General features: G+C 70.0%; 13 protein-coding genes. 8 read left to right on the top strand and 5 right to left on the bottom strand.

The annotated features are described in order from the left end of the window. Positions 1–42: 42 nt before the first annotated feature. From P3W75_RS00710 to P3W75_RS00695, 4 genes are all read right to left on the bottom strand, one after another. Positions 43–1890 carry a nitric oxide reductase activation protein NorD gene (locus P3W75_RS00710; protein WP_276225447.1) on the bottom strand — a complete coding sequence of 616 codons (1848 nt, stop codon included), beginning with the start codon at positions 1888–1890 and terminating at the stop codon, positions 43–45. Beyond that, positions 1890–3308 (bottom strand): cbb3-type cytochrome c oxidase subunit I, encoded by a 1419-nt coding sequence (locus tag P3W75_RS00705; RefSeq protein ID WP_276225446.1) that lies wholly within the window; start codon positions 3306–3308, stop codon positions 1890–1892. The genes P3W75_RS00710 and P3W75_RS00705 overlap by 1 nt, the downstream gene beginning before the upstream one ends. A gap of 2 nt (positions 3309–3310) precedes the next feature. Next, complete coding sequence (locus tag P3W75_RS00700; RefSeq protein ID WP_276225445.1) at positions 3311–3751, bottom strand: c-type cytochrome; 441 nt, start codon at positions 3749–3751, stop codon at positions 3311–3313. Positions 3752–3882: 131 nt separating this feature from the next. Next, entirely contained in the window at positions 3883–4680 is a 798-nt protein-coding gene (locus P3W75_RS00695; protein ID WP_276225444.1) for a CbbQ/NirQ/NorQ/GpvN family protein, read from the bottom strand. Positions 4681–4850: 170 nt separating this feature from the next. Between P3W75_RS00695 and P3W75_RS00690 the strand changes: the two genes are divergently transcribed. The 7 genes from P3W75_RS00690 (at position 4851) to P3W75_RS00660 (ending at position 12854) form a co-directional block, all read left to right on the top strand. Further along, positions 4851–5162, top strand: a complete 312-nt coding sequence (locus tag P3W75_RS00690; RefSeq protein ID WP_276225443.1) for a c-type cytochrome — start codon at positions 4851–4853, stop codon at positions 5160–5162. 31 nt (positions 5163–5193) lie between these two features. After that, positions 5194–7332 carry a transcriptional regulator NosR gene (nosR, locus tag P3W75_RS00685; protein WP_276225442.1) on the top strand — a complete coding sequence of 713 codons (2139 nt, stop codon included), beginning with the start codon at positions 5194–5196 and terminating at the stop codon, positions 7330–7332. A 26-nt stretch (positions 7333–7358) separates the two neighbouring features. Further along, positions 7359–9263, top strand: a complete 1905-nt coding sequence (gene nosZ, locus P3W75_RS00680; RefSeq protein ID WP_276225441.1) for a TAT-dependent nitrous-oxide reductase — start codon at positions 7359–7361, stop codon at positions 9261–9263. Between the two features lie 71 nt (positions 9264–9334). After that, positions 9335–10588 carry a nitrous oxide reductase family maturation protein NosD gene (locus tag P3W75_RS00675; RefSeq protein WP_276225440.1) on the top strand — a complete coding sequence of 418 codons (1254 nt, stop codon included), beginning with the start codon at positions 9335–9337 and terminating at the stop codon, positions 10586–10588. After that, complete coding sequence (locus P3W75_RS00670) at positions 10585–11478, top strand: ABC transporter ATP-binding protein (RefSeq protein ID WP_276225439.1); 894 nt, start codon at positions 10585–10587, stop codon at positions 11476–11478. The genes P3W75_RS00675 and P3W75_RS00670 overlap by 4 nt, the downstream gene beginning before the upstream one ends. Then, positions 11475–12299, top strand: coding sequence for an ABC transporter permease (locus P3W75_RS00665; RefSeq protein ID WP_276225438.1), 825 nt, complete (start codon positions 11475–11477; stop codon positions 12297–12299). The genes P3W75_RS00670 and P3W75_RS00665 overlap by 4 nt, the downstream gene beginning before the upstream one ends. A gap of 21 nt (positions 12300–12320) precedes the next feature. Continuing rightward, positions 12321–12854: a nitrous oxide reductase accessory protein NosL gene (locus P3W75_RS00660; RefSeq protein ID WP_276225437.1), complete on the top strand. Its 534-nt coding sequence runs from the start codon at positions 12321–12323 to the stop codon at positions 12852–12854. A gap of 5 nt (positions 12855–12859) precedes the next feature. On the opposite strand, the gene P3W75_RS00655 is transcribed toward P3W75_RS00660, so the two are convergent. After that, complete coding sequence (locus P3W75_RS00655) at positions 12860–15712, bottom strand: putative bifunctional diguanylate cyclase/phosphodiesterase (protein ID WP_276225436.1); 2853 nt, start codon at positions 15710–15712, stop codon at positions 12860–12862. 176 nt (positions 15713–15888) lie between these two features. On the opposite strand from P3W75_RS00655, the gene uvrD reads away from it, so the two are divergent. Continuing rightward, entirely contained in the window at positions 15889–18069 is a 2181-nt protein-coding gene (gene uvrD / locus P3W75_RS00650; RefSeq protein WP_276225435.1) for a DNA helicase II, read from the top strand. The last annotated feature ends 58 nt before the right edge of the window (positions 18070–18127 follow it).

Here is an 18127-nt window from a genome sequence, read left to right as displayed (position 1 = left end):
AAGCTCGCTCCTACGAAGAGCAGGCCCGCACATCGCCACCCCTCATTCGCGCCGCCCGGTCAGCTGGCGGTACAACTGCGGCAGTTGCAGCGGCAGCCGGGCCGGGTCGCGCAGCAGCAGGTAGCCCTGCCGGCCGAACAGGTGCGGCAGGTAGTCCGAGGCTTCGCGGTCGATGGTGATGCAGAACGGCAGCAGCCCGGCGCGGCGCGCCTCCAGCACCGCCTGGCGGGTGTCCTCGACGCCGTAGCGGCCCTCGTAGCGGTCGAGGTCGTTGGGCTTGCCGTCGGTGAGGATCAGCAGCAGCCGCTGGCGCTCGCCGCGCGCCTGCAACAGCCGCGTGGCCTGGCGGATGGCCGCGCCCATGCGCGTGTAGTAGCCCGGCCGGAGGGCGCGGATGCGCCCGCGAACCACATCGCCGTGGCGCTCCTCGAAGGTCTTCAGCTGGGTCAGGCGCACCTGTTGCCGGCGCAGCGAGGAAAAGCCGTAGAGCGCGAAGGGGTCGCCGGCCGCCTGCAACGCTTCGCCGAACAGCAGCAGGCCATCGACGATCAGCTCGATGACCCGGTGGTGGTCGTCCAGGTGCGCGTCGGTGGACATCGACAGGTCGGCCAGCAACAGGCAGGCCAGGTCGCGGCGCGCCTGCCGGCGTTCCCGGTACAGGCCGGTCTCGGCGCAGGCGCCCCGGCGCCGCTCGACGCTGAAGTCGAGCCAGGCCTGCAGGTCCGCCTCGCTGCCCTGGGGCTGGCGGCGCAGCCAGCGCGGTTGCTGGCGCAGGCCGGCGAACTGCCGGCGCAGGCGCCGGGCGATGGGCGCCAGCGCCTCGGGCAGGGCGGCCGGCGCGGCGGCGCGCGGCAGCATCGGCTGCAGGCAGACGTGGTCGGGCAGCAGGCACTGGCGCCGATAGTCCCACTCCGGCAGGCGGATGCCCTCGCCCAGCGGCAGGTCGTCGACGTCCGCCGCCGGCAGGTCGAGGTCCAGGCGCAGGCCGCCGCCCTTGCGCCGGCGCTGGCGGGACAGGCTGAGGTGGTCGAGGTCCTCGGCCACCCGCGCGGCCTCGAGGTCTTCGCTGTCGTCACCGGCGCGGTCCAGCTCGACATGCTCGGACCAGCTGAACAGGTTCTCCAGGCGGAACAGCAGCAGGCCGCCGCGTCCCGGATCCTGCCCGGCGCGTTCGGCGCGTTTGCGGGCGACGCCGTTGCCGGCCTCGCCCGTCGGCCGCTCCGGCTCCTCGCCTTCGAGCAACTCGGCAAGTTGCGGCGTGGCCAGGCGCTGCGCGGGATACAGCCACAACGGCAACGGCCAGGGCGCGCGCTCGCTGCGCGGCAGGCGGGCGACGCTGCCGGGCTCGCGCAGGGCCTGGCGCAACGCGCGCTCCAGCGCCGCCTCGGCCGGCGGCAGCCGGGCCGGGTCCGGGCGCAGCGGCAACAGCGCCTCCACCAACTGCCGGTAGCACGGGCGCAGCAGCGGGTAGCGGCGCAGCACGGCGAGGGTCCAGGCCTGGTTGTCGCCGGCCCAGTGCCGCAACGGCTGGCTGTGCGCGGCGAGCAGCGCCAGCCAGCGGTACAGCTCGCGGTTCAGGGCCGTCTCGGGGTACACCGCGAGGCGGGCCGGCAGGCGCAGGGAGTCCGCGTCGAACCAGGCCACCGGCCATTGCCGGCAGGTGCCGGCGACCTGTTGCAACAGGCTGCGGCGCACCAGCAACTCGCGCGGGCTGGCCGCCTCCAGGCCGACGCCGGCCTCGCCGCCGGTGGCGCGGAACAGCAGCCGCAGGCTGCGCCGGACCTCGTCCAGGCTCACCGCCGCCGCGTCGAAATCCAGGCTGGCGCGGCGGGTGATGAAGCGGTGCCAGAGGCGGCCGAGGCCCTCCTCCGGCTCCAGTTGCAGGCGCATCAGCCGGGCTGCGCGACGCCGACGGCGAGGCGTCCGCGCTGGCGGAAGCTCAGCAGGTAGCAGAGCAGCCCGACGAAGAAGCCGACCCCGGCGAACAGCCGCAGCCAGAAGTACACCTTCAGTTGCTCCACCGTGGCCATGAACGGCAGCGCGGCGCCATCGGCCGGCAGCCGCTGCAGCCACACCTGCGCCGCGCCGGCGGCGGTGAGCAGCAGGGTGATCAGCAGCATGGAGCCGGTCATCAGCCAGAACGCCCAGGTCTCCAGGGCCTGCGCACGGGCGTCGGCCGCCTCGCCGATCCCGCGCAAGCGCGGCATGGCGTAGCTGATCAGGGTGATCACGATCATCACGTAGGCGCCGTAGAACGCCAGGTGGCCGTGGGCGGCGGTCAACTGGGTGCCGTGGGTGTAGTAGTTCACCGGCGCCAGCGTATGCAGGAAGCCCCACACGCCGGCGCCGAGGAAGGCGGTCACGGTGGTGCCCAGGGCCCAGAGCGCGGCGGCCTTGTTCGGGTGCTCGCGGCGGCGTCGGCTGACCATGTTGAAGGCGAACAGCACCATGGCCAGGAACGGCAGCGGCTCCAGCGCCGAGAAGATCGAGCCGACCCACAGCCAGATCTGCGGCGCGCCGATCCAGAAGTAGTGGTGGCCGGTGCCGATGATGCCGGTGATCAGGGCCATGGCGATGATCACGTAGAGCCACTTCTCCACGACTTCGCGGTCGACGCCGGTGACCTTGATCAGCACGAAGGCCAGCATCGAGCCCATGATCAGCTCCCACACGCCTTCCACCCACAGGTGCACCACCCACCACCAGTAGTACTTGTCGCGGGCCAGGTTCTCCGGGTTGTAGAAGGAGAACAGGAAGAACACCGCCAGGCCCACCAGGCCGGTCAGCATCACCACGCCGACCGCCGTCTTGCGGCCCTTGAGCAGGGTCATGCCGACGTTGTAGAGGAAGCCCAGGGCGACCACGACTATGCCCAGCTTGGTGATGGTCGGCTGTTCGAGGAACTCCCGGCCCATGGTCGGCAGCAGCTCGTTGCCGGTCATTTTCGCCAGGCCGGCATAGGGCACCAGCAGGTAGCCGAGGATGGTCAGCACGCCGGCGATGGCGAAGACCCAGAACAGCAGGATCGCCAGCCGCGGGCTGTGCAGTTCGCGATCGGCCTCCTCCGGCACCAGGTAGTAGGCCGCGCCCATGAAGCCGAACAGCAGCCAGACGATCAGCAGGTTGGTATGCACCATCCGCGCGACGTTGAACGGGATGGCCGGGAACAGGAAGTCGCCGACCACGTACTGCAGGCCCATGACCAGGCCGAAGACGATCTGCCCGACGAACAGCATCAGGGCGAACACGAAATACGGCATGGCCACCGCCTGCGAGGCGAATTTCAGATGGGGATTGCCCGGGCGCATGCTCAGCCCTCCTTGTTCGGCGGCCATTGGTTGGTATCGATCTTCGCGGACCAGCGCAGGAACGCCGCCAGGTCCGCCACTTCGCGTTCGCTGAGGTGGAACTGCGGCATCTGCCGGCGGCCCGGCACGCCCAGCGGCTGCATGGCCATCCAGGCGGCGAGGAAATTGTCGAAGGCTTCGTCGCCGCCACGGCGGGCCACCACGTTGCCCAGCTCCGGCGCGAAATAGGCGCCCTCGCCGAGCAGCGAATGGCAGCCGATGCAGTTGTTCTGTTCCCAGACCAGCTTGCCGCGCACCACCGCCTCGCTCAGCTGCGCTTCGTGGGTGCGCTCGGGGAAGGTGGTTTCCGTGTGATAGGTCAGGGCCAGGAACACCAGGAAGAAGAAAACCCCTCCGCCCAGGTAGATGTTCCTCGCCATGCCCTTGGTGAATGTCTCTGCCATGGGGTCCTCCTCGATCTCGATTCGCCGCCATTCTAGGAAGCGCGCCGGGCCGCCACGCTTGATGGCGATCAAGAAAGACCGATGCGTTTTGTCAGGTATTCAACTCATTGAATATCAACAAGTTTCATCATTCAGGCGAAGTGCAGCCCGACCAGCTCCATCAGCCCGGCGACGCACTCGGCGTCGTCGGACAGCGCCTCCGCCAGCCCGGCGCGGCAGGCCTCGCGGGGCGCCAGCCCGGCGGCGATCAGGCGCGCGCTGAGCACCAGCAGGCGCGTCGAGCAGACCTCCTCCAGCTCGTCGCGGCCGAGGCGCCGCAGGGCCGCGCCGAGTTGCGCCAGGCGCTGCGCCAGCGCGGCCTCGACACCGGCCTCGCGGGCGACGATGGCCGCCTCCACCTCCACCGCCGGGTAGTCGAAGCGCAGCGCCAGGAAACGCTGGCGAGTACTCGGCTTCATGCCCTTGAGCAGGTTCTGGTAACCGGGGTTGCAGGACACCACCAGCATGAAGCCGGGCGGCGCCAGCAACGCTTCGCCGGTACGTTCGATGAACAGCTCGCGGCGGTCGTCGGCCAGCGGGTGCAGCACCACCACCGTGTCCTGGCGCGCCTCCAGCACCTCGTCGAGGTAGCAGATGCCGCCCTCGCGCACCGCGCGGGTCAGCGGGCCATCCTGCCACCAGGTACCGTCGCTGCCGATCAGGTGGCGGCCGACCAGGTCGGCCGCCGACAGGTCGTCGTGGCAGGCCACCGTGTACAGCGGCCGCCCCAGGCGCTGCGCCATGTGCTGGACGAAGCGGGTCTTGCCACAGCCGGTGGGGCCCTTGATCAGCACCGGCATGCCCTGCGCCGCGGCTTCGCTGAACAGGCGCACCTCGTTGCCGCTGGGCTGGTAGAAGAGCGACAGGATGTCCTGGGCGGGCGCGTTCATGGGGCGGGCTTCCTTCGGCGATGTTCACGACCCGGCACGCTAGCCAGCGCGACGCAACGCCTCAAGCGCGGCGTCGGCGGTTCTTGATCGCCATCAAGCGTCGCCACGACGGTGCGTTTCTAGAATCGCCCCGACGGCGCCACCGCGCCCAACCTTGGGGAGAGAAACGCATGAAGACCGCAGCGCTCGCGCTACTGGCGGCCGGCCTGCTGGCGCAGGCTCCCGCCTTCGCCAATGGCGCCGAAGACCTGTTCAAGACCAAGGCCTGCTCGGCCTGCCACAGCCTGGACAAGAAACTGGTGGGCCCAGCGTTCCACGAGGTGGCGGCGAAATACGCCGGCCAGGGCGACGCCGTCGCGCACCTGAGCCAGAGCATCCGCAAGGGCAGCCAGGGCGTCTGGGGGCCGATGATGATGCCGCCCAACGCGGTCAGCGACGACGAGGCCAGGACCCTGGCCGAGTGGATCGTCTCGCTCAAGTGAGGGCCGCGTCCGGCGACCCCGGGGGGACCCGATGAGGCGCATACCCAGGCGCCTGCTCTGGCTGGTCGGCTGGTGGCTTCTGCTGGTCGGCCTCGCCGCCCAGGCCGCCGCCCCCGGCGCGGCGGAGCTGGCGCGCATCCGCCAGACACTGCCCGGCGTGGAGCGCATCGGTGAGCCGGAGGGCGAGTACGGCGTGCGCCACCTTAGTGGCGGCGGGCAGATCCTCGGCTACGCCTTCCAGACCCTGCCGCTGGCCGACATCCCCGCCTATTCCGGCAAGCCGGTCAACCTGCAGGTGATCCTCGACCCGCGGGCAGTGATCCTCGACGTCTATGTGCTGGAACATCACGAACCGATCCTGCTGGTGGGCATCGCCGAGGAGAAGCTGCACGCCTTCGCCGCCCGCTACACCGGCGTGCGCGCCGACCAGCGTGTGGTGGTGGGGCGCAGCGCCGACCCTGCGGCGGTGACCGTCGACGCGGTGGCCGGCGCCACCGTGACAGTGATGGTGATCAACGAGATCGTCATGCGCGCCGCGCGCAAGGTGGCGCTGTCGCTGGGCCTGATCGCCAGCGACGGGCAAGTGCGCAGGCAACCGGCGCAGGTGCGCCACGAACCATTCAAGCCGGCCAGCTGGGACCAGCTGCTGGAACAAGGCGCCATCGCCCAGTTGCACCTGCGCCGCGGCCAGGTCGACGACGCCTTCCGCAACACGCCGGCCGAGGGCCGCGACGCCACGCCCAGCGAGCGACGCGATGAAACCTTCGTCGAGCTCTACACCGCCCTCCTCGACCCGCCGGACATCGGCCGCAACCTGCTGGGCGAGGCACAGTACCGCGAACTGATGGCGTCGCTGCGGGACGACGAACACGCCATCGTGGTACTGGGCAACGGCGAGTATTCGTTCAAGGGCTCCGGCTACGTGCGCGGCGGCATCTTCGATCGCGTGCAGTTGCGCCAGGCCGGCGACATCCTCAGCTTCCGCGACCTCGACTACCAGCGCCTGGCCGATGTGTACGCCGCAGGCATGCCGCGCTTCGCCGAGATGGCGATCTTCATCGTCCGCGCCGCCCAGCGTCTGGACCCGGGCCAGCCATGGAGCCTGGAGCTGCTGGTGCGACGCCAGGCTGGCGCGGTATCCAGCGCCTTCGCCAGCTTCGAGCTGCCCTACCGCACGCCCGAGCGCTACCTGCAACGGCCGCCGCCGAGCGCCGCCGAGCTGGCCGCCGAGACCGAAGCGCGACGCCCGCTGTGGCTGCGCATCTGGTACCAGAAGGCGTTCCAGATCGGCGTCCTCGGCGCCGCCCTGGCACTGCTCCTGGGCATCCTCTTCGCGCAGGACGCGCTCACCCGTCGTCCGCGCCTGCTGCACGCCCTGCGCCGCGGCTACCTGCTGTTCACCCTGCTGTTCATCGGCTGGTACTGCCTGGGCCAGCTGTCGCTGGTCAACGTGCTGACCTTCGTCCACGCGCTGTTCGGCGACCTGCGCTGGGAGCTGTTCCTCAGCGACCCGGTGCTGTTCATCCTGTGGACCTTCACCGCCGCCAGCGCGCTGCTCTGGGGCCGCGGGGTGTTCTGCGGCTGGCTGTGCCCGTTCGGCGCCCTGCAGGAACTGCTCAACGAAGCCGCGCGCAAGCTCGGCGTGCGCCAGTTCGAGCCGCCCTTCGCGCTGCACGAGCGGCTCTGGGCGCTGAAGTACCTGATCCTCTTCGGCCTGTTCGGCCTCTCCCTGCACTCCCTCGCACTGGCCGAGCGGGCCGCCGAGGTCGAGCCATTCAAGACCGCCATCACCCTGCGCTTCGACCGCCAGTGGTGGTTCCTCGCCTACGCCCTGGCGCTGCTGGCGGCCAACCTGTTCACCCGCAAGCTCTACTGCCGCTACCTCTGCCCCCTGGGCGCGGCCCTGGCGCTCCCGGCCAGGGCGCGGCTGTTCGACTGGCTGCGGCGCCGCCAGGAATGCGGCCGGCCGTGCCAGCTGTGCGCGCGGGAGTGCGAGATCCAGGCCATCCACCCGGATGGCCGCATCGACGCCAGCGAGTGCCACCACTGCCTCGATTGCCAGATCACCTACCACAACCAGAACCGCTGTCCGCCGCTAGTCAAACGGCACCGCAAGGGTGCCGCGCGCAAGCCCGCCGACCAGGAGCCGATTGCCGTGCAACAGCTATGACCCCAACCCTGCACGAGGAACACCCGATGAAAGACCAGCCCCAGACTCCCCCGGACGAACCCACCGGCCTCAACCGCCGCGGCTTCCTCGGCGCCTCCGCCATCACCGGCGCCGCCGCGCTGGTCGGCGCCGGCGCCCTGGGCAACGCCATGCTCCCGGCCCAGGCGCGCGCCGCCGCGGCCGCCACCCGTGGCCAGGTAGGCCTGGGCGAGCTGGACGACTACTACGGCTTCTGGAGCGGCGGCCACTCCGGCGAGGTGCGGGTGCTGGGCGTCCCGTCGATGCGCGAGCTGATGCGCATCCCAGTGTTCAACACCGACTCCGCCACCGGCTGGGGCCTGACCAACGAGAGCAAGCGCGTGCTCGGCGACGGCGCGCGCTTCCACAACGGCGACTGCCACCACCCGCACATTTCCATGACCGACGGCAAGTACGACGGCAAGTACCTGTTCATCAACGACAAGGCCAACAGCCGGGTGGCGCGCATCCGCCTGGACATCATGAAGTGCGACAGGATCGTCAGCATCCCCAACGTCCAGGCCATCCACGGCCTGCGCCTGCAGAAGGTGCCGCACACCAAGTACGTGTTCTGCAACGCCGAGTTCATCATCCCCCACCCCAACGACGGCTCGACCTTCGACCCGGCCGCGGCAAACAGCTTCACGCTGTACAACGCCATCGACGCCGAAAGCATGGAAGTCGCCTGGCAGGTGATCGTCGACGGCAACCTCGACAACACCGACGCTGACTACAGCGGCCGCTTCAGCGCCGCCACCTGCTACAACTCGGAGAAGGCCGTGGACCTGGCCGGCATGATGCGCAACGAACGCGACTGGGTGGTGGTGTTCGACATCCCGGCGATCGAGGCCGAGATCAAGGCCGGGCGCTTCATCACCCTGGGCGACTCCAGGGTGCCGGTGGTCGACGGCCGCCGCCAGGACGGCAAGGACAGCCCGGTGACCCGCTACATCCCGGTGCCGAAGAACCCCCACGGGCTGAACACCTCGCCCGACGGCAAGTACTTCATCGCCAACGGCAAGCTCTCGCCGACCTGCAGCATGATCGCCATCGACCGCCTGCCCGACCTGTTCGCCGGCAAGCTCAAGGACCCGCGCCAGGCGATCGCCGCCGAGCCCGAGCTGGGCCTGGGCCCGCTGCACACCACCTTCGACGGTCGCGGCAATGGCTACACCACGCTGTTCATCGACAGCCAGCTGGTGAAGTGGAACCTCGACGACGCGGTGCGCGCCTACAACGGCGAGAAGGTCGAGTACATCCGCCAGAAGCTCGACGTGCACTACCAACCGGGGCACAACCACGCGTCCCTCTGCGAGACCCGCGACGCCGACGGCCAGTGGGCGGTGGTGCTGTGCAAGTTCGCCAAGGATCGTTTCCTGCCCACCGGCCCGCTGCACCCGGAGAACGACCAGTTGGTGGACATTTCCGGCGAGGAAATGAAGCTGGTCCACGACGGCCCCACCTTCGCCGAGCCGCACGACTGCATCCTGGCCCGCCGCGACCAGATCAGGCCGCGCAAGATCTGGTCGCGCGACGACCCCTTCTTCGCCGACACGGTGGCCCGCGCCAAACGCGACGGCATCGACCTGCTCAAGGACAACAAGGTCATCCGCGACGGCCGGAAGGTCCGCGTGTACATGACCTCGATGGCGCCGTCCTACGGCCTCACCGAGTTCACCGTGAAGCAGGGCGACGAGGTCACGGTGACCATCACCAACCTCGACGAGATCGAGGACGTGAGCCACGGCTTCGTCCTGGTCAACCACGGCGTGAGCATGGAGATCAGCCCGCAGCAGACCTCCTCCATCACCTTCGTCGCCGACCGCCCGGGGGTGCACTGGTACTACTGCAGCTGGTTCTGCCACGCCCTGCACATGGAAATGGTCGGCCGCATGCTGGTGCAGAAGGCCTGACGCCGGGCCACGGGTGGCGCCGGCCGGGGAGCCCGGCGCCGCCCGCCGCCCCGCTCCCGGGAGGTTCGTACGTGGCGCGTGCGCTTTGCCTCGCCCTGTCGGTGTTCCTCGCCGGCGCCGCCCTGGCACAGCCGCAGGCCATCCAGAGCCTGCCGCTGCGGGCCGACGCCGATGGCGGCTGGACGCTGCCTGCCGGCACCTACACCGGGCGTTTCGTCATCGACCGGCCGTTGCGCCTGCGCTGCGCGCCCGGCGCGCTATTCGACGGCCAGGGTCAGGGCAGCACCCTGCGCATCGAGGCCGCCGGGGTCAGCGTGGAAGGCTGCGCCCTGCGCAACTGGGGCGCCGACCTGACCGCCCTCGACGCGGCCATCTTCGTCGCCCGTCAGGCGCGCGGCGTGCTGTTGCGCGGCAACGACCTGCGCGGCCCGGGCTTCGGCATCTGGCTCGACGCCAGCGAAGACGCGCGAGTGCTGGACAACCGCATCGAAGGCGAACCGCACCTGCGCTCCCAGGATCGCGGCAACGGCATCCAGCTCTACGCGGTGCGCAACGCCCTGGTGCGCGGCAACCGGGTGCGCCACACCCGCGACGGCATCTACATCGACACCGCCAGCGACAGCCGCATCGAGGACAACCGCCTGGAAGACCTGCGCTACGGCGTGCACTACATGTTCAGCCACCGCAGCCGGGTGGCCGGCAACCTGACCCGGCGCACCCGCACCGGCTACGCGCTGATGCAGAGCCGCCAGCTGGAGGTCGTCGGCAACCACTCGGTGGACGACCGCAACTACGGGATCCTGATGAACTACATCACCTACTCCAGCGTCCTCGGCAACCGCGTCGAGGGCGTACGCAGCGGCACCGGCGCTGGCGACGGCGCCGAAGGCAAGGCGCTGTTCATCTACAACTCGCCGTACAACCGCATCGAGGGCAATCGCTTCGCCGACAGCGCGCTGGGCATCCACCTGACCGCCGGCTCCGAGGACAACCGCCTCGCCGGCAACGCCTTTGTCGGCAATCGCCGGCAGGTCAAGTACGTGGCCACACGCCTGCAGGAATGGTCCGCCGACGGGCGCGGCAATTACTGGAGCGACTACCTGGGCTGGGACCGCGACGGCAACGGCATCGGCGACCTGGCCTTCCAGCCCAACGACGATCTCGACCGCCTGCTGTGGCTTTATCCACAGGCGCGGCTGCTGCTCGCCAGCCCCGGCATCGAGCTGTTGCGCTGGGCGCAGCGGGCCTTCCCGGTGGTGCGCTCGCCCGGGGTGCGCGACAGCCACCCGCTGATGCGCGAGCCCCGCGTGGAGCCACCGGCATGAACCTGGTCGAACTTCGCGCGGTGACCCATCGCTACGCCGGGTTCACTGCCCTGCACGAACTCGACCTGCGATTGCGGGCCGGCGAGGTGCTGGGCCTGCTCGGCCACAACGGCGCCGGCAAGACCACCACCCTCAAGCTGATCCTCGGCCTGCTGCGCCCGAACCAGGGCCAGGTGCGGGTGTTCGGCCACGCCGCCGACGACCTCGCGGCGCGCCGCCAGCTTGGCTTCCTGCCGGAGAACGTGAGCTTCTACCCGCAACTGAGCGGCCGCGAGACCCTGCGTCACCTCGCCCGGCTCAAGGGCGCGGCGCCCGCCGAGGTCGAGCGCCTACTGCTGCAGGTGGGCCTGGCCGAGGCCGCCGACCGGCGGCTGAAGACCTATTCCAGGGGCATGCGCCAGCGCCTCGGCCTGGCCCAGGCGCTGCTCGCCCGGCCGCGCCTGCTGCTGCTCGACGAACCCAGCGGCGGCCTCGACCCGCTCGCCACCATCGACCTGTACCACCTGCTCGACCACCTGCGCACGGAGGGCTGCGCAATCCTCCTGTGCTCCCACGCGCTGCCCGGCATCGAGGCGCACATCGATCGCGCCGTCATCCTCGCCAATGGCCGCCTGCAGGCGGCCGGCAGCCTCGCCGAACTGCGCCGCACGGCCGACCTGCCGACCCGCGTGCGCTTCGCCGGGCAGCGCCCGGAACAGTGGTTGCGGCGCTGGCGGGATGCCGGCTGCGCAGCGCGGGCGACGGCCGCGCAGGTCGAGCTGCTGGCCGGTGACGCACAGCGCGAGGCGCTGCTGCGCACGCTGCTCGACGAGGGCGCGCGGGACATCGAGGTGCAGCCGCCATCGCTGGAAGACCTCTATCTCCACTACCAACCCGGAGCCCGGCCATGAACCCGCTGTGGCACATCGCCCGCAAGGAACTGGCCGACGGCCTGCGCAACCGCTGGTTGCTCGCCATCAGCCTGCTGTTCGCCCTGCTCGCCGTGGCCATCGCCTGGTTCGGCGCCGCGGCGTCCGGCTCGGTCGGTTTCACCTCGATTCCGGCGACCATCGTCAGCCTGGCCAGCCTGGCGACCTTCCTGGTGCCGCTGATCGCCCTGCTGCTGGCCTACGACGCCATCGTCGGCGAGGACGAAGGCGGCACCCTGATGCTGCTGCTCAGCTACCCGCTGACCAGCGGCCAGCTGCTGCTCGGCAAGTTCCTCGGTCACGGGCTGGTCCTCGCCCTGGCCACGCTGCTCGGCTTCGGCGCGGCGGCCGCGGCCATCGCCGCGCTGGCCGAGGTGCAATTGCCGCTGCTGCTGTGGGCGTTCGGCCGCTTCATGCTGTCTTCCTGCCTGCTCGGCTGGGCCTTCCTGGCCATGGCCTACGCGCTGAGCGCCCGCGCCACCGAGAAGTCCGGTGCCGCCGGCCTGGCGCTGGGCCTGTGGTTCTGCTTCGTGCTGGCCTTCGACCTGGCGCTGCTGGCCGCGCTGGCGCTCGGCCAGGGCCGCCTGGGCGCCGACCTGCTGCCCTGGCTGCTGTTGCTCAATCCCACCGACGTCTACCGGCTGATCAACCTGTCCGGCTTCGCGGCCGACGCCGCCATCGGGGTCATGGACCTCGGCCGCGACCTGCCGCTGCCCGCCGCCGCCCTGTGGCTGGCACTGGCGCTGTGGATTCCGGCCGCGCTGGGCCTGGCCTACCGCCAGTTGCGCCGGCGGCCGCTCTGAGATTTCCTGGGAGAACCCCGCATGCCCACGCTACGCCACGCTCTCCGCCGCTTCTGCGGCGCCCTGCTCGTCGGCCTGCTGCTGGCCGGCTGCGACGCCGGCCGTGATGACGTCCCGCTCACCCCGGTGCCATTCGCCAGTGGCGACGAGTGCCACGTCTGCGGCATGCGCATCGCCGCCTTCCCCGGCCCCAAGGGCGAGGCCGTGGCCCCCGGCGCGGTGCGCAAGTTCTGCTCCACCGCGGAGCTGCTCGGCTGGTGGCTACAAGCGGAGAATCGCCAGCCCGGCGCGCGCCTGTACGTACACGACATGGGCGGCGGCGCCTGGGATCATCCCGACGACAGCCGCCTGGTCGACGCGACCAGCGCCTATTACGTGATCGGCATCCAGCGCCCGGGCGCCATGGGCGCGACCCTGGCCAGCTTCGCCGAGCGGGTCGAGGCCGAACGCCTGGCACGGGCGGAGGGCGGCCGCGTGCTGCGCTTCGCCGAGATCGACGCGGACGCCCTGCAGGGCGTGGCCGGCGACCACCCACACCGCGCCGCGGCGCCCTGAACGGCTCAGCGCCGCGCCGGCTTCCGCTCCGCGAGGAAGGCGGCGAAGGCCGCCGGCGCCAGCGGCGGGCTGATCAGGTAACCCTGAATCTCGTCGCACTGGTGCTGGCGGAGGAAGTCCAGCTGTTCCTGCTGCTCCACGCCCTCGGCCACCACCTTCAGTTCCAGGCTGTGGACCATGGCGATGATCGCCCGGGTGATGGCGGCGTCCTCGCCGCTCACCGACAGGTCGCGGATGAAGGTCTGGTCGATCTTCACGTAGTCCACCGGGAAGCGCTTGAGGTAGCTGAGCGAGGAATAGCCGGTGCCGAAGTCGTCGATGGCCAGCTTCACGCCCATCTCGCGCAGCTGGCGGAAGGTCGCGCTGACGCTCTCGACGTTCTCCAGCAGCTGGCTTTCGGTCAGTTCCAGTTCCAGCAGCTGCGGGGCCAGGCCGGTGTCGTCGAGCACCGTGCGCACCAGGCTGACCAGGTTGCCCTGGCGCAACTGGTGCACCGACAGGTTGACCGACACGCGCAGGTCGGTCAGCCCCTGGCCCTGCCAGTTGCGCACCTGGCGACAGGCGCGGCGCAGGACGAATTCGCCGATGGCGCCGATCAGCCCGGTTTCCTCGGCCAGGGCGATGAATTCGCTCGGCGGCACCATGCCCAGCTGCGGGTGGCGCCAGCGCACCAGCGCCTCGGCGCTGTCCAGGCGGCCGCTGGCCATGTTCAGTTTCGGCTGGTAGTGCACCTCCAGCTGGCCCTCTTCCACCGCCTTGCGCAGCTGCACTTCCAGCTGCAGGCGTTCCAGGGTGCAGGCCTGCAGGTTGTCGGTGAAGAACTGGAAGGTGTTGCCGCCCAGGTGCTTGGCATGTTGCATGGCCATGTTCGCCTGGCTCATCAGCGCGGAGATTTCCCGCGCGTTCTCCGGCAGCAGGCTGATGCCCAGCGAGGCGCTGAGCACCAGTTCCTGGCCGCCGACGCTCATCGGCATGCGCAGCTTGGTCAGCAGGCGGCTGGACAGCCGCGCCAGGGCCGAGAGGCTGGAGTAGGAATCGATCAGCACGGCGAATTCGTCGGCCGACAGCCGGGCGATGGTGTCGGCTTCCGGCACGGTCTGGGTCAGGCGCCGGGCAACCTGCCGCAGCAGCTGGTCGCCGACCTCGTGGCCGAGGCTGTCGTTGAGCAGCTTGAAGCGGTCCAGGTCGATCAGCAGCAGCGCCAGGTTGCGCCCGTTCTGCCGGGCGCGCTGGCCGGCGTCGTGCAGGCGCTGCTTGAACAGGCCGCGGTTGGCCAGACCGGTGAGCTCGTCGTAATGCGACAGGTAGCGCAGGCGCTCCTCGGCGTCGCGGCGCGCCGTGAGGTCGGCGAAGAAGCCCACCACATGGGAGACCTGGCCGCGGCTGTCGCGCACCACGTTGAGCTGCAACCACTGCGGGTAGATCTCGCCGTTCTTGCGGGTTTCCAGCAGTTCGCCCTGCCAGCTGCCGAGGCGCTCCACTTCGTCGCGGATCTGCAGGTACTGGTTCAGGGTCTCGGGATTGCCGCTCAGGGCCGCCGCCACCTTGCCGATCACGTCTTCCGAGCGGTGCCCGGTGACCCGGCTGAACGCCTGGTTGACCGCCAGCAGGCGGTAGTCGGCGTCGAGGATGACGATGCCCTCGCTGGCCGCCTCGAACACAGTCGCGGCCAGCCGCTGTTCTTCCTCGCGGCGCTTGCGCGCGCTGATGTCGCAGCGCGTGCCGACCATCCGCGTGACCTTCTCCCGCGCGTCGCGGGCCATCACCCGGCCACGGTCCTCGACCCATACCCAGTGGCCGTCGGCGTGGCGCACGCGGTATTCGATGCAGTAGCCGTCGGTGCGGCCCTTGAGGTGGTTGACCAGGGCCCGGCGCAGCAGCGGCACGTCGTCCGGGTGCAGCAGCGGGCGCAGGTCGGCGCGCACGCTGCGCACCGTCTGCTGGTCGATGCCGAAGATTTCGCGCAGGCGCGAGTGGTGCACCTCGTCGGTTTCCAGGTTCCAGTCCCACAGGCCCAGCTCGCTGGCCTCCAGAGCCAGGGCCAGGCGCGCCTGGCTGTTGCTCAGCTCGACGCTGCCGGCCTCGACCCGCACCTGCAGCTGGTCGCGCGCCGCGCGCAGGGCGCGTTCGGCGCTGCGGCGCTGCTCGATTTCGTGGGCCAGTTCGTGATTGAGGCGCTCGGCGCGGTCCTTGGCCTGCTCCAGGTGATCCACCAGGGCCAGGGTCTGGAAGCGCCGCAGCAGGCTGCCCTGGACCAGCCGGTTGACCTGCCAGGCCACCACCAGCAGGGCCGACAGCAGAATCACCCCGAGCATGCCCCAGCCCTGCTGCAGGCCGTTGCCATGCAGCAGCAGGTAGCCGATGGACGGTAGCAGGCAGGGCAGCGCGAAAGTCAGGAAGGCCGGCAGGCTCACCGCATAGGCGACGCTGGCGGAGAGAATCGCGGCGGCGATCAGGCCGAACATCAGCGCCTGCTGCAGGAACGCGTCGGGCGGCACCAGGGCGATGGCGGCGAAGGCCAGGGTCAGCCCCGAAGCGCCGGCGCCGAACAGGAAGGCGCGCTGCCAGTGGGCGTCAGCCTGGCGCGCCGGGCTGGCGCTGCGGAAAGCGGCGACCTGGACCAGGCGCAGCACCGCCAGCACCACCAGGCATACCAGCCAGCCGGAAAGCAGCGCGCCGCCCTGGCTGCCCCACAGCAGGCCGACGCAGGCCAGGCCGTTGAGCAACATGAGCAGGGTGGGCACCCGCGAGCCCTGGTACAGCAGGCGGGTGCGTTCGATAGCGATTTCGTGGGCGTATTGCTGGCGGATCTCGGTGTGGCTGAAAGGCACGGCCGAGGTGTCCAGGTAGGCGGTCATAGGCGTTTTTTCTTGTAGTCTTGGGCCTGGCAGGGCCGAGCATAACCGAGCCGATGGGCGGGCCCAAGGGCGGAAAAACGGCAATATGCCAGCAATTCGCCGAACTTTCGTCGGGCGATCGCCGAACGGCGCTTCGGTTTGCCCGGCTTTCCCTGCCCTCGGTAGAATGCCGCCCCATGAACGACGACCTCTCCCTCCTGCTCAACTCCCTCAACGACCCGCAGCGCCAGGCCGTGGCCGCGCCGCTGGGCCGCCAGCGCGTGCTCGCCGGCGCCGGCTCCGGCAAGACCCGCGTGCTGGTGCACCGCATCGCCTGGCTGATCCAGGTGGAGCACGCCTCGCCGCACAGCATCCTGGCGGTGACCTTCACCAACAAGGCGGCGGCGGAGATGCGCGCGCGCATCGAGCAACTGCTGGGGATCAACCCGGCGGGCATGTGGGTCGGCACCTTCCACGGCCTGGCCCACCGCCTGCTGCGCGCCCACTGGCGCGAGGCGGGGCTGCCCGAGGGCTTCCAGATCCTCGACAGCGACGACCAGCTGCGCCTGGTCAAGCGCGTGGTCCGCGAGCTGGGCCTGGACGAGCAGCGCTGGCCGCCGCGCCAGGCGCAATGGTTCATCAACGGGCAGAAGGACGAGGGCAACCGGCCGCAGAACATCCAGGCCAGCGGCGACCTCTACCTGGCCACCATGGTCAGCGTCTACCAGGCCTACGAAGAGGCCTGCGCCCGCGCCGGGGTGGTCGACTTCGCCGAGCTGCTGCTGCGCTCGCTGGACCTCTGGCGCAACGACCCCAGCTTGCTGGCGCACTACCAGCGGCGCTTCCGGCACATCCTGGTCGACGAGTTCCAGGACACCAACGCCGTGCAGTACGCCTGGCTGCGCCTGCTCGCCAAGGGCGGCGAGAGCCTGATGGTGGTCGGCGACGACGACCAGTCGATCTACGGCTGGCGCGGGGCGAAGATCGAGAACATCCAGCAGTTCTCCGACGACTTCGCCGGCACCGAGGACATCCGCCTGGAGCAGAACTACCGCTCCACCGGCACCATCCTCAAGGCCGCCAACGCCCTCATCGCCAACAACCAGGGGCGCCTGGGCAAGGAACTCTGGACCGACGGCGTGGACGGCGATCCGATCACCCTGTACGCCGGTTTCAACGAGCACGACGAAGCCCGCTACATCGTCGAGACCATCGAGGATGCCCTGCGCAAGGACGGCCTCAAGCGCAGCGACATCGCCATCCTCTACCGCTCCAACGCCCAGTCCCGCGTCCTGGAAGAAGCACTGCTGCGCGAGAAGATTCCCTACCGCATCTACGGCGGCCAGCGCTTCTTCGAACGCGCCGAGATCAAGAACGCCCTGGCCTACCTGCGGCTGATCCGCCTGCGCGACGACGACGCCGCGCTGGAGCGGGTGGTCAACGTGCCGCCGCGCGGTATCGGCGAGAAGACCGTCGAGGCGATCCGCAACGCCGCGCGCCTGAACGGCACCTCGATGTGGCGCGCGATCAACGACGTGATCGCCGCCAAGGCCGTGACCGGCCGCGCCGCCAGCGCGCTCAACGGTTTCCTCGAGACCGTCGACCTGCTGGCGCAGAAGGTCGAAGGCATGCCGCTGCACCAGATGACCCAGACGGTCATCGAGCAGTCCGGGCTGATCACCTACCACAAGGAAGAAAAGGGCGAGAAAGGCCAGGCCCGGGTGGAGAACCTGGAAGAACTGGTCAGCGCCGCGCGCGCCTTCGAGCACCCCGAGGACGAGGACATCCCGCCGCTGGTGGCATTCCTCGACCACACCGCGCTGGAGGCCGGCGACACCCAGGCCGACGCCTTCGAGGACAGCGTGCAGCTGATGACCCTGCACAGCGCCAAGGGCCTGGAATTCCCGCTGGTGTTCCTCGCCGGCATGGAAGAAGGCCTGTTCCCGCACAAGATGAGCCTGGAAGAGCCCGGCCGCCTGGAAGAGGAACGCCGCCTGGCCTATGTCGGCATCACCCGGGCCATGCAGCGCCTGGTGATGACCTACGCGGAAACCCGCCGGCTGTACGGCAGCGAGACCTACAACAAGGTGTCGCGCTTCGTCCGCGAGATTCCTCCGGGGCTGATCCAGGAAGTGCGCCTGTCCAACTCGGTGAGCCGGCCGCTGTCGGGCAACCAGTACAGCGGCAACCTGTTCAGCGGCGCCGGCGTGCCCGATACACCCTTCGCCCTCGGCCAGTCGGTACGCCACCCGCTGTTCGGCGACGGGGTGATCCTCAACTTCGAAGGCTCCGGCGCCCAGGCGCGGGTGCAGGTGAACTTCGACAGCGAAGGCAGCAAGTGGCTGATGCTCGGCTACGCCAAGCTGGAAGCGGTGTAGGGCCACTGCCCCCAACGTCAGGCAGCTCGCTCCTACGAAAAGCCCTTCGGCGCGGTTT

This window comes from Pseudomonas citronellolis (assembly GCF_029335315.1).
GTDB classification, from domain to species: Bacteria; Pseudomonadota; Gammaproteobacteria; order Pseudomonadales; family Pseudomonadaceae; genus Pseudomonas; species Pseudomonas citronellolis_A.
Note: the sequence above shows the minus strand (reverse complement) of the source record. Positions and strands in the feature narration are given on the sequence as shown.